This is a genomic window from Streptomyces noursei (genome assembly GCF_016917755.1).
GTDB classification, from domain to species: Bacteria; Actinomycetota; Actinomycetes; order Streptomycetales; family Streptomycetaceae; genus Streptomyces; species Streptomyces yunnanensis.
In genome coordinates this window covers 5124835-5137529 of the sequence record NZ_CP070326.1, presented here as the reverse complement: position 1 = coordinate 5137529, position 12695 = coordinate 5124835, and the positions used below count along the sequence as shown (strand labels likewise).

The window sequence follows — 12695 nt, the reverse complement described above, 5'->3', positions numbered from 1 at the left end:
TCTCCGCGCGCCGGGTCCCGCACACTGCACCGCTGCCCCAATTCTCCCTCTTGCCGGCTATATACCGGGTAAAGCCCCGGCCGGGATACCGGGGTGAATCGGGATGTACGTCCTGAAGTCGAGGATGGGTGGCTAGGTCATGTCCGCAAAGTCCCGTCGTTCGCCCGGAAGGCAGGGCTTTGCGGACACTGCCTAGGCGCCGAGCTGCGCCAGCCCCTCGGTGGCGATCCGCTCGAAGACCGCCGGGTCGGCCGCGAAGACCGAATCCGCGATCGGCCAGTGGATGACCACCTCCTCGATGCCCAGCTCGGCGTGGTGCCCGGCGAAGTCCACGAAGGCGTCCACGGAGTCCAGCGGCTGGTCCGGGGTGAAGCCGGTCAGCATGATCTTGTGGAGCTCGGCGAAGTCCCGCCCCTGGTCGGCGCACGCCTTGGCCAGCCCCTCGACCTGCCTGCGAATGGCCTCCCGCGACTCGGCCGGGGTGCCGCCCGCGTTCGACACCTTGGGGTCACCGGTGGTCACCCACGCCTGCCCGTAGCGGGCCGCCAGCTTCAGCCCGCGCGGGCCGGTGGCCGCCACCGCGAACGGCAGCCGCGGCCGCTGCACGCAGCCGGGGATGTTCCGCACCTCGTCCGCGGAGTAGTGGGTGCCTTCGTAGGAGACGGCGTCCTGGGTCAGCAACTGGTGCAGCAGCGCTGTGAACTCGGCGAAGCGGTCCGCCCGTTCGCGCGGCGACCAGGGCTCCTGGCCGAGCGCGGTGGCGTCGAAGCCGTTGCCGCCGGCGCCGATGCCCAGCGTGACACGGCCCTCGCTGATGTCGTCGAGCGAGATCAGCTCCTTGGCGAGAGTGACCGGGTGCCGGAAGTTCGGCGAGGTGACGAGGGTGCCCAGACGTATCCGCGAGGTCGCGGCGGCAGCCGCGGTCAGCGTCGGGAGGGCGCCGAACCACGCCTGGTCGCGGAAGCTCCGCCAGGACAGGTGGTCATACGTGTACGCAGCGTGGAACCCCAGTTCCTCGGCGCGCTGCCATACCTCCTTGCCGCCATCGGACCAACGTCGGACGGGCAAGATCACTGTGCTCAGTCGCATATCCCCGAGCGTACGGTGACTCCGGAGAAAGCCCGCCCGGCCGCATCCTCGCCCCAGCTCATGTGTGATACCCACCGCACGCCTGTACGTGCCGGTACGCGAAGATGGCCCCGTGACTGATGCCTCCGCCGCGCCGCCTAGGCCCATCCGGCTTATCGCCACCGACCTCGACGGCACGCTGCTGCACGACGACAAGACGGTCTCCGACCGGACGATCGCCGCGCTCGCCGCCGCGGAGGCAGCGGGCATCGAGGTGTTCTTCGTCACCGGGCGCCCGGCCCGCTGGATGGACGTGGTCAGCGACCATGTGCACGGCCATGGCCTGGCGATCTGCGCGAACGGCGCGGCCGTCGTCGATCTGCACCGGGGCTCCCGCTTCGTCGAGGTCAGCCCCCTGGACCAGGGAGTGGCGCTCGACGTCGTCCACGCCCTGCGTGACGCGGCCCCCGGCACCACCTTCGCCGTCGAACGCACCGGCGGCATCCACTACGAGCCGCAGTACCCGCCCTTCCTCTTCGACCCGACCGCGGTGATCGCACCGGCCGAGAAGCTCCTCGCCGAGGGGTTCGCCGCGTCCCCGGCCCCCGCTCCGGCGGACGGCCCCGGCACCGACGGTCCGTATTCGACCGACTCCGATATGCCCGGACCGGGCACCGCGGCCGCCACCCGCGCGCACAGCGACGCCGGCACCTCCGGCCAGCCCGTGCTCAAGCTGCTCGCGCACCACCCCGACCTGGACCCCGATGCCTTCCTCGCGCTGGCCCGGACCACCGCGGGCCACCTGGCGTCCTTCACCCGGTCCAGCCCCACCGCGCTCCTGGAGATCAGCGGCCTGGGCGTCAGCAAGGCCGGCACTCTCGCCCGCTGCTGCGCGGAACGCGGGATCTCACCGGAGGAGGTCGTCGCCTTCGGCGACATGCCGAACGACATCGAGATGCTCACCTGGGCCGGCACCTCGTACGCCATGGCCAACGCCCACCCTGACGTACTGGCGGCCACCACGCGCCGCACGGAATCCAACAACGACGACGGCGTGGCGGTCGTGATCGAGCGGATTCTCCAGGGGCGTTGAGCCTGCCGCGACGGCGACAGGAGAACGGTCCGTTCGACGGGTCCGTGGTTTCACGTGAAACCACAACTGCGCGTCGTCCCGGACCGTTTCACGTGAAACCACGCCCCTCCCCGGTCCGCGCATGTTTCACGTGAAACGCTCAACTCCCGTGGTCGGCCGTGGACATGGGGTGCGGACCCGGCAGGGTCACGGCGCGCCTGACACAGGAACCCGCAGAAGGAGCGACCAGGACGATCGCCGCCCTTCTGGCGCGGAAGCCCGAGCGACCGTAGGCCCCGCTCCCCTCACAACGGCGCCTCCCACGTCACCATCGTCCCCTTGTCGCCCGCGCCCAGCCCGGGGCCGTAGGTGCTGGAGCCGCCCAGGGACTCCGCGCGCTTGGCGAGGTTCTTGAGGCCGCTGCGCCGGCCGCCCCGCGCGATGCCCACCCCGTCGTCGGCGACGGTCAGCCGGACGCCGGGGGTACCGTCCGGCAAGTTGACCGTGGCGTCCACCACGACCTCGATCCGGGACGCCTCGGCGTGCCGGAAGGCGTTCGACAGCGCCTCGCGCAGCGCGGCGATGAGGTTCTTGCCGGCCAGTTCCCCGACCCGGGAGTCGACCGGGCCGACGAACTGCGCCGACGGCTGGAAACCGAGCGGCACGGCGGCGGTGCCGACCTCCCGCAGCACCCGGGTCCGGAGCCCCGACGGCGCCTCGGCCGGGCTCTGCTGAAGGGCGAAGATCGCAGTCCTGATCTCCTGGATGGTGGTGTCGAGTTCGTCGATGGCCTTACCTACCCTCCGGGCCACCTCCGGCACCACCGTCTTGCGCTGAGCGCTCTCCAGGATCATCCCTGCCGCGAACAGCCGCTGGATCACCAGATCGTGCAGGTCGCGGGCGATCCGGTCACGGTCCTCGTAGACCGCCAGCCGCTCCCGGTCGCGCTGTGCGTCGGCCAGCACCAGTGCCAGCGCGGCCTGCGCGGCGAACTGGGTGGCCAGGGTCCGCTCGGCGGCGGAGAACGGGCGGGCCCCACGACCCCGCGGTGTGGCGAGCGTGCCGAGCACCCGGCCGCCGCTCTTGAGCGGCAGCATCATGCTCGGGCCGAAGCGCGGCGCGAGGTGGGTGACCATCCGCGGATCACTGGCCGAGTCGTCCACGAACACCGGCTCACCGGCGAGGAGTTGCTCGGTCACCGGGCTCTCCCGCGGGATCTGGGTCCCCATGATCCCGGTCGGGTCGTCGGCCGACACCGCGACGATCTCCAGCCCGCCCTCCTCGTCCGGCAGCAGCACGATGCCGGCCGCCGAATCCGCCAGCTTCTTCGCCTGCTCCGCGACCACCGCGAGCGCGTCGTCGACATCGCTGCCGGCGAGCAGTTCGGTGGTCACCGCCACCGACCCGTCGATCCAGCGCTCCCGCTGCCGGGTCGCCGCGTACAACCGGGCGTTGCCGATCGCGATACCGGCCTCGGTGGCCAGCACCCGCACCATGTGCAGGTCCTCTTCGCTGAACTCGCCGCCGCGTTTCTCGGTCAGATAGAGATTCCCGAAGATCTCGCCCTGGACCCGGATCGGTACCCCGAGGAACGACCGCATCGGCGGGTGGCCCGGCGGGAAGCCGGCCGAACGCGGATCCTTGGCGAGGTTGGCCAGCCGCACCGGCTTCGGGTCATGGATCAGCGCGCCGAGCAGGCCCTTGTGGCCGTCGGGCAGCGCGCCGATGCGCTCGTGCTGCTCCCCGGTCACGCCGTAGGTCACGAAGTCCGACAGCCCCTCCCGGGCGTCGTCGATGATCCCGATCGCGGCGTAGCGCGCATTGGCGAGCTCGGCGGCGGTCTCCACGATCCGGTCCAGCGTGATGTGCAGGTCCAGCCCGGCGCCGACCGTGCGCATCGCCTCCAGCAGCTGCGGCACCCGCGCGGTCAGCTCGGACGACAGCCCCCGGAGACTACGGGTGGCCTCGGTGGCGGCGTCCATGGGGTCCGGGCGTCCGATATCCCTCCCGATGTCCGGGGGGTCCGGGCGCGATCCTGCCGTGGCTGCCATGCCCCGAGCCTAATAAGGGCCCATTTCCGAGGAAAGTGCAGTTATCCGGCGAGGCCCGGCCACAGGGAGACGGCCAGGTGGGAACAGCCGGGCGGGCGCCCCGCAGAAGGGCCTCCGGTGCGTCACGCGGTCAGCGCCGACACCCCGACGGGCGCCCGACCGGCGTCCGCCGCCGCGCCCCCGGCGGCCCCCGTCCGCGGGTACGCCGCGTCCACCGCCCGTTCGCGCTCCAGCATCCGCCGGAACGGACCGTCGGCCGTGGCCAGCTCCGCGTAACCACCGCGCTGCACCACCCGGCCCCGGTCCAGGACCAGCACCTCGTCGACCGCGTCCAGGCCGGCGAGCCGGTGCGTGATCAACACCGTCGTCCGCCCCTCGGTGGCGGCCAGCAGATCGGCGGTGAGCGCGTCGGCGGTGGCCAGGTCGAGGTGCTCGGCGGGCTCGTCCAGCACCAGCACCGGGAAGTCCGCGAGCAGCGCACGCGCCAGGGCCAGCCGCTGCCGCTGGCCGCCGGACAGCCGGGCGCCGTGCTCCCCGACCATGGTGTCCAGGCCGTCGGGCAGCCCGCGCACCCAGTCCGCCAGCCGCGCCCGGCCGAGCGCGTCCCAGAGGTCCTGGTCGTCGGTACCGTCCGGGCCGCCGCTCCGGTCCCGCCGGGCGAGCCGGAGGTTCTCCCGCAGCGAGCTGTCGAAGATGTGCGCGTCCTGCGCACACAGCCCGACCAGCCGCCGGACCGCGTCGCCGGCCATCTCCTGGGCGTCGGTGCCGGCCAGGGCGTACGCCCCCGCTTCCCGGTCCAGGAAGCGCAGCAGCACCTGCGCGAGCGTGGTCTTGCCGGATCCGGACGGGCCGACGACGGCGAGCCGGCGACCGGCGGTCAGGGTGAAGCCGACGCCGTCCAGGGCCGGGCGGTCCTGACCGGGGTGCCGCGCGGTCAACTCGCTTACGGTCAGCGGGAACGGCTCCTCGGGCACGGTCGCGGGGACGTCCGGTTCGCGGACCGGCTCCGGGGCGTCCAGCACCTCGAAGACCCGCTCGGCGGCGTGTCGGGTGCGGCGCCGGTACTGCGCGGCCAGCGGCAGCCCGGCCACCGCCTCGAACGCGGCGAGCGGAGTGAGCACGACGACGGCCAGTGCCACCCCCGCCAGCCGGCCCGTGTGCACCGCCTGGATGCCGACCACCGCGGCGGCGGCCACCGTCAGCCCGCACAACAGTGCCGAGAGGCCGGCCCCGGCACCGGCCGCGGCGGCCGAGCGGGACGCGATCCGGGTCAGGTCCCGATCCGCCCGGCGCACCTCTTCCGTGCGCGCCCGCACGGCACCGGCGACCGTCAACTCGGCGGTCCCGGTGAGGAGATCGACGACGCGGGTGGAGAGCACCCCGCGGGCCGGCGCCAGCCGGCGCTCCGCACGCCACGCCAACGCACTCGACAGCGCCGGCACCCCGGCCCCGGCGAGCAGCAGCCCGACCGCGAGGACCACCCCGGCCTCCGGCAGCAGCCAGCCGGTGAACGCGACGGTGCCGGCGCCGACCAGCAGTGCCGCCCCGACGGGCAGCAGCCAGCGCAGGAAGTAGTCCTGCACCGCGTCGACGTCCGCCACCAGTCGCGACAGCAGATCGCCACGGCGGCGCTCCTTCAGCCCGGCCGGGGCCAGCCGCTCCAGCCGCCGGAAGACGGCCACCCGGACGTCGGCGAGCATCCGGAACACCGCGTCGTGCGCCACCAGCCGCTCGGCGTACCGGAACACCGCACGCCCGATGCCGAACGCCCTGGTCGCGGTCACCGCCACCATCAGATACAGCACCGGCGGCTCCTGCGAGGCCCGCGAGATCAGCCAGCCGGAGGTCGCCATCAGGCCCACCGCGCAGCCCAGCGCGAGGCTGCCGAGCAGCAACGCCAGCCCCAGGCGCGCCCGCCGCGCACGGGCCAGCCCGCGCAGCCGCCGCAGCGCGTTCCCCGCGGCGGCACCGGGAACGGCTTCCCCGTCCGGCGACGGAGCGACGTCCGCCGCCCGGCCCGGCCCGGCGGCGGAGACCGCGGCGGCCCCCGCGCCCGGCCCGGCGGCCGCCGCGTCCGCCGACTCCACCGGCCCGGCGCCCGACTCCGGCCCCGCCAGCCGCACCGTCCGGTCGGCCACCGCCAGCAGCGCCGGCCGGTGGACGACCATCAGGACCGTGCGTCCCGCCGCGAGCCGCCCCACGGCCTCGACCAGGGTCTGCTCGGTCTCACCGTCCAGATTGGCGGTGGGCTCGTCCAGCAGCACGATCGGACGGTCGGCGAGGAAGGCGCGGGCGAGCGCGATGCGCTGCCGCTGACCGGCGGAGAGCCCGGCGCCGGATTCCCCGAGCCGGGTGGCCGTGCCGTCCGGCAGCGCGTCAACGAAGTCCAGCGCCCCGGCCTCGCCCAGGGCCGCGCGGACCGCCGCGTCATCGGCGTCCGGCCGCACCAGCCGGACGTTCTCGGCGATGGATCCGGCGAAGAGGTGTGGATGCTGCGGTACCCAGGCGATCCGGCCGTGCCAGCTGTCGGGGGAGAGGTCGGCGGTGTCGTGGCCGTCGACGAGGACCCGTCCCTCGGACGGCGCGGTGAAGCCGAGCACGGCGCTCAGCAGCGTGGACTTGCCGGCGCCCGAGGGGCCGACCAGCGCGACCGTCTCCCCGGGCAGGACCTCGAACGAGGTGGCCGGCAGCGAGGCGGCGGTGCGCCCGGGGTGGCGGACCACCAGCCCCTCGACGGTCAGTCCGGTGCCGTCCGGCGCGGGCGCGGTGCCGGGCGTCCGCGGCCGGGTCTCCAGTACGGCGAAGATCTCGTCCGCCGCCGAGAGCCCCTCGGCCGCGGCGTGGTACTGCGCCCCGACCTGCCGCAGCGGCAGATACGCCTCGGGTGCCAGCACCAGCACCATCAGCCCCGTGGAGAGGTCGAGTTCACCATGGACCAGGCGCATGCCGATGCCGACCGCGACCAGCGCGACGGAGATGGTGGCAAGGAGTTCGAGCGCGAAGGACGAGAGGAAGGCGATCCGCAGCGTGCGCAGGGTGGCCCGACGGTAGGAGCTGGTGATCGCGCGGATGGAGGCGGCCTGGGCCTTGGCCCGGCCGAAGACCTTCAGCGTCGGCAGCCCCTCGACGACATCGAGAAAGTGCCCGGACAGCCGGGAGAGCAGCCGCCACTGACGGTCCATCCGCGACTGGGTGGCCCAGCCGATCAGCACCATGAAGAGCGGGATCAGCGGCAGGGTGATCACGATCGTCAGCGCGGAGATCCAGTCGCCGGTGACGATCCGGGCCAGCACCGCGACCGGCACGACGACCGCCAGCCCCAACTGCGGCAGATAGCGGGCGAAGTAGTCGTCCAGGGCATCGATGCCGCGAGTGGCCAGCGTGGCCAGTTCCCCGGTCCGCAGCTCCAGGGTGCCGGCGCCCTCCGCGCGACGGATTTCCGCCCCGGGCCCCAGCGCCGCCGCCCGCTCGACCAGCCGGATCCGCAGTTCGGACTTGACCGCCGCGCTGGCCCGGTGCGCGGCCAGTTCGGTGAGCCAGGAGACCAGCCCCCGGCCGACCGAGACCGCGGCGAGCAGTGCCACGGGGGTGGCCAACGCCCCGAGGGTGCGCTCGTGTTGGAAGGCTCCGACCACGATCTCCGCGATCAGCATGGCCTGGCCGACGACCAGGCCCGCTCCGGCAAGCCCGAGCACCACCACCGCGACGAGGAATCCGCGGGTGGCACGGGCGTATCGGAGCAGGCGCGGGTCGACCGGTTTCACGTGAAACCTTCCGTTCTCCCGAGCCCCGCCCTGGCGGGGCGGGGCGGGACTCAGCTAGTGGGCTTCGGCGATGTGCTGGGTGCCGATCCGCTTGCGGAACACCCAATAGGTCCACCCTTGGTAGAGCATCACGATCGGCGCGGCGATGGCGGCGCACCATGTCATGATCTTCAGGGTGTAGGGGCTGGACGAGGCGTTGGTGACCGTGAGGCTCCAGCTCTCGTTCAGCGTGGACGGCATGACGTTCGGGAAGAGCGTCAGGAACAACATGGCGACCGCCGCCGCGACGGTGATGCCGGAGAAGGCGAACGCCCAACCCTCGCGCCCGAGCCTGTTGGCCCCGAGCGCGGCGACCAGCGCCACCACCGCGACGATCATCGCGACCAGGCTGCCGGCGTCGCCCCTGTCGGCCTGGGTCCACCCCAGGAACGCGACCGCGAGCACGGCGGTGATCAGCCCGAGGACGCCCGCCATCCGGCGCGCCCGCTCCCGGATGTCGCCCACGGTCTTCAGCGACGCGAACACCGCACCGTGGAAGGTGAACAGCGCCAGCGTGACCAGGCCGCCGAGGATCGCGTACGGGTTGAGCAGGTCGAGCACGCCGCCGACGTACTCCTTGTGGGCGTCGATCTTCACGCCGTGGACGATGTTGCCGAAGGCCACGCCCCACAGCACCGCGGGCAGCAGCGAGGTCCAGAAGATCGCGTGCTCCCAGTTGCGTTGCCAGTGCTCCTCGGGCCGCTTGGCGCGGTACTCGAACGCGACACCGCGCACGATCAGGCAGACCAGGATCACCAGCAGCGGCAGGTAGAAACCGGAGAAGAGGGTGGCGTACCACTCCGGGAAGGCGGCGAAGGTCGCCCCGCCCGCGCTGAGCAGCCAGACCTCGTTGCCGTCCCAGACCGGCCCGATGGTGTTGATCAGCACCCGCTTCTCGCTGCGGTCCCGGGCGAGCAGCTTGGTGAGCACGCCGATCCCGAAGTCGAAGCCTTCGAGGAAGAAGTACCCGGTCCACAGGAAGGCGATGATGACGAACCAGATGTCATGGAGTTGCATGGTCGCCTCCTAGTACGAGAAGGCCATCGGCCGGTCGGCGTCGGTGGGGTCGCCACCGATCTTGGTGGGCGGGTTGAGGTCGGACTCGGAGAGTTCCTGGGGTCCGGCCTTGATGTACTTCGCCAGCAGCTTGACCTCGACCACGGCGAGGATCGCGTAGAGCGTGGTGAAGACGACCAGCGACGTGATCACCTCGCCCTGTGTGACGCCCGGCGAGACCGCGTCCCGGGTGCGCAGCACGCCGTAGACGACCCAGGGCTGGCGACCCATCTCGGTGAAGATCCAGCCCCACGAGTTGGCGATCAGCGGGAAGCCGAGGGTGACGAAGGCCAGCCGCCAGTACCACTTGGTCAGTCGGGCGCCCAGCGTCCTGTTCTTCGTGAGCGCGAGGTGCGGTGGTTCCTCGTCACCGGTCCGCAGCCCGGGCGCCAGCCAGAACTTCTTGCGGGTGAGCCACAACCCGGCCAGACCGATGGCGAAGGACGTCATCCCGAAGCCGATCATCCAGCGGAAGCCCCAGTAGGTGACCGGGATGTTGGGCCGGTAGTCGCCGGGCCCGAACTTCTGCTGCTCGGACTTGTTGACGTCGTTGATGCCGGGGACCGGCGAGGAGAAGTCGTTGTGCGCGAGGAAGGAGAGCAGGCCGGGTATCTCGATGGCGACCTTGTTGTGCCCCTTGGCGACATCCCCGTACGAGAAGACCGAGAACGGCGCGGGCGCCGCCTTGTCCCACAGTGCCTCGGCCGAGGCCATCTTCATCGGCTGCTGCTTGAACATGACCTTGCCGAGGCTGTCGCCGCTGACCGCGGTGAGCAGTCCGGCGACGACCAGGGTGACCAGCCCGAGCCGCAGCGACGTCCGCATGACCTTGACGTGCTTCTTGCGCATCAGGTGGTACGCGGAGACGCCGACCATGAACGCGGCACCGGTCAGGAAGGCGGCGGTCAGGGTGTGGAAGACGACGACCAGGGTGGTGTCCTGGGTCAGCACCTTCCAGAAGTCGGTCAGCTCGGCCCGCCCGGTGGCGCGGTTGTACTTGTAGCCCACCGGGTGCTGCATCCAGGAGTTGGCCGCCAGGATGAAGTACGCGGAGAGCACGGTGCCGATCGAGACCATCCACATGCAGAAGCAGTGGAGCTTCTTGGGCAGCTTGTCCCAGCCGAAGATCCACAATCCGATGAAGGTGGATTCGAAGAAGAACGCGATCAAGGCTTCGAAGGCGAGCGGCGCGCCGAAGATGTCCCCGACGAATCGCGAGTAGTCCGACCAGTTCATGCCGAACTGGAATTCCTGGACGATGCCGGTGACGACACCCATCGCGATATTGATCAGAAACAGTTTGCCCCAGAACTTGGTGGCCTTGAGGTACTTCTGCTTACCCGTTCGCACCCATGCGGTCTCAAGCCCGGCCACCAGAGCGGCGAGGGAGATCGTCAAGGGAACGAACAGGAAGTGGTAGACGGTCGTGATGCCGAATTGCCATCGCGCCATAGTCTCTGGCGCCAACGCCAGTTCCATGTCGCGGCCTCCTTACGTCCTTGCGTCACCGTTTCGGAACGGCTATGTCCCTTTTGTGCCGCATAAAGCGGCACATACCAGGACGCGAGCTTGTGAACGCGTTCACATTCACAAGCATTATCTCCCATGGGTGCCGCGCCTTGAGGAAGGGGGGGTACGTGACTGCGGTCACGCTCGAATCCATGGCCCGTGAATGCTTATGCCGAGGTTATGTGCGCACCCTTCCGCAGGGCTTCAACATATTGTTGAATGCGTCGCCATGAAGATCCGCGTCTCCTGGCCCACCGGGCATGTGACCGCCACGCTCGACGACACCCCGACCGCCACCGCGCTGCTCGCCGCCCTGCCGCTCCAGGCCACCGCCCACACCTGGGGCGAGGAGGTCTACTTCGACACCGGGCTCGCCCCCGCGCTGGAGACCGACGCCCGCCAGGTCGTCGAACCCGGCACGGTCGCCTTCTGGACCGAGGGCAACGCCCTCGCGCTCCCCTACGGCCCCACCCCGATATCCCGCGGGGGAGAGTCCCGACTCGCCTCCCCCTGCAACGTGTTGGGCCGCATCGACGGCGACCCGCGCGCACTGGCCACCGTCCGCAGCGGCGACGCGATCCACGTCCGGAACGTCTGAGGCCACCGACGACCGAGGCCGCGGGTCCGGCGGACCCGCGGCCTCGGAACACACCACCGCGGGAAGGCACGACGCCTTCCCGCGGACCGGAAACCGGCTACCGCGCCTTGCGGAACTCCTCGGCCGCCTGCAGGAACAGGTCCATCGCCGGCTTCTCCCCGATCGTCACCCGCACGCCCTCGCCCGCGAACGGCCGCACCACCACGCCGGCCCGCTCGCACGCCTCGGCGAACGCGGTCGTCCGGTCCCCCAGCCGCAGCCAGACGAAGTTCGCCTCCGACGTCGGGACGGTCCAGCCCTGCGCCACCAGCGCGTCGCATACCCGGGCCCGCTCGGCGACCAGCGCGTCGACCCGCTCCAGCAGCGCCGCCTCGCTCCGCAGCGACGCCACCGCGGCCTCCTGCGCGAGCTGGCTCACGCCGAACGGCACCGCGGTCTTGCGCAACGCCGCGGCCACCTCCGGGTGCGCCACCGCGAAGCCGACCCGCAGCCCCGCCAGGCCGTACGCCTTGGAGAAGGTGCGCAGCACACACACGTTGGGGCGGTCGCGGTACAGCTCGATCCCGTCCGGCACGTCCTCGTCGCGGATGAACTCGCGGTACGCCTCGTCCAGCACCACCAGCACGTCGCTCGGCACCCGGTCCAGGAAGGACTCCAGCTCCGCACGGCGCACGACGGTGCCGGTGGGGTTGTTGGGGTTGCAGACGAAGATCAGCCGGGTCCGGTCGGTGATCGCCGCCAGCATCGCCTCCAGGTCGTGCACCTCATCAGAGGTCAGCGGCACCTGCACGGGCGTCGCGCCGGAGACCCGGGTGACGATCGGGTACGCCTCGAACGACCGCCAGGCGTAGATCACTTCGTCGCCGGGCCCGGCCGTCGACTGGACCAGCTGCTGGGCCACCCCGACCGACCCGGTGCCGGTCGCCAGGTGCTCCACCGGCACCGAGAACCGGTCGGCCAGCTCCGCCATCAGCCCCGTACATGCCATGTCGGGGTAGCGGTTGAACGATCCGGCAGCCGCCACCGCGCTCTCCAGGACGCCCGGCAGCGGCGGATAGGGGTTCTCGTTGGAGGACAGCTTGTAGGCGACCGGGCCGCCGACCGCCGCCGGTCGCCCCGGCTTGTAGGTGGGGATGCCGTCCAGCGCAGCACGCAGCCTCGGGGTCTTCTCGCTCACCGCAGGTCCTCCTCAACCATCCAATCGACTCCAATACTGCACACCTTATGAGGATTACCCCGTCCGGCGTCAGGCCCGCGACGGACAGCCTTTCCGCGGGCACCCGCCGTAGTGGGCGCCGGGCGCGCACTACGAGGGGAGCGCTATGCGGGACTCCGCGCGCCGGTGGCTCGCTCCGTGGCGCGCATCCCTCGTCAAGGTGACTTGAGACCTGTTCGAGACCTGGGCGGATCGCCAGGCGGAGCGGCTACCCCTCCCCTTGAACAATCCGAAAGGGCGACAACACCCTTACATTTGAAGGCAATTGAGGGTCAGTTGCCATGCAGAAACGTACCTTCTCAACGCCGTCGTGGGTCCACCG

The 12695-nt window shown here is 71.3% G+C and carries 8 protein-coding genes; 2 read left to right on the top strand and 6 right to left on the bottom strand.

The genetic code is table 11. The features are described 5' to 3' along the window. Positions 1 to 192: 192 nt before the first annotated feature. Complete coding sequence (locus JNO44_RS22645; protein WP_205365858.1) at positions 193 to 1089, bottom strand: LLM class flavin-dependent oxidoreductase; 897 nt, start codon at positions 1087 to 1089, stop codon at positions 193 to 195. A 112-nt stretch (positions 1090 to 1201) separates the two neighbouring features. On the opposite strand from JNO44_RS22645, the gene JNO44_RS22640 reads away from it, so the two are divergent. After that, positions 1202 to 2161, top strand: a complete 960-nt coding sequence (locus JNO44_RS22640; RefSeq protein ID WP_205365857.1) for an HAD family hydrolase — start codon at positions 1202 to 1204, stop codon at positions 2159 to 2161. A 284-nt stretch (positions 2162 to 2445) separates the two neighbouring features. On the opposite strand, the gene JNO44_RS22635 is transcribed toward JNO44_RS22640, so the two are convergent. The 4 genes from JNO44_RS22635 to JNO44_RS22620 form a co-directional block, all read right to left on the bottom strand. After that, a complete protein-coding gene (locus tag JNO44_RS22635) occupies positions 2446 to 4122 on the bottom strand; it encodes a sensor histidine kinase (protein WP_235096046.1) in 1677 nt (558 codons plus the stop codon). Between the two features lie 191 nt (positions 4123 to 4313). After that, on the bottom strand, positions 4314 to 7955 hold the full coding sequence (cydD, locus tag JNO44_RS22630) for a thiol reductant ABC exporter subunit CydD (RefSeq protein ID WP_205365856.1): 3642 nt from the start codon (positions 7953 to 7955) through the stop codon (positions 4314 to 4316). Between the two features lie 54 nt (positions 7956 to 8009). Further along, positions 8010 to 9011, bottom strand: coding sequence for a cytochrome d ubiquinol oxidase subunit II (cydB, locus tag JNO44_RS22625; RefSeq protein ID WP_205365855.1), 1002 nt, complete (start codon positions 9009 to 9011; stop codon positions 8010 to 8012). A gap of 9 nt (positions 9012 to 9020) precedes the next feature. After that, entirely contained in the window at positions 9021 to 10529 is a 1509-nt protein-coding gene (locus JNO44_RS22620) for a cytochrome ubiquinol oxidase subunit I (protein ID WP_189858558.1), read from the bottom strand. Between the two features lie 259 nt (positions 10530 to 10788). Between JNO44_RS22620 and JNO44_RS22615 the strand changes: the two genes are divergently transcribed. After that, complete coding sequence (locus tag JNO44_RS22615) at positions 10789 to 11157, top strand: cyclophilin-like fold protein (protein ID WP_205365854.1); 369 nt, start codon at positions 10789 to 10791, stop codon at positions 11155 to 11157. A 97-nt stretch (positions 11158 to 11254) separates the two neighbouring features. Here the strand turns inward: JNO44_RS22615 and hisC are convergent, their stop codons facing one another. Further along, positions 11255 to 12334 carry a histidinol-phosphate transaminase gene (hisC, locus tag JNO44_RS22610; protein WP_205365853.1) on the bottom strand — a complete coding sequence of 360 codons (1080 nt, stop codon included), beginning with the start codon at positions 12332 to 12334 and terminating at the stop codon, positions 11255 to 11257. Positions 12335 to 12695 lie beyond the last annotated feature (361 nt).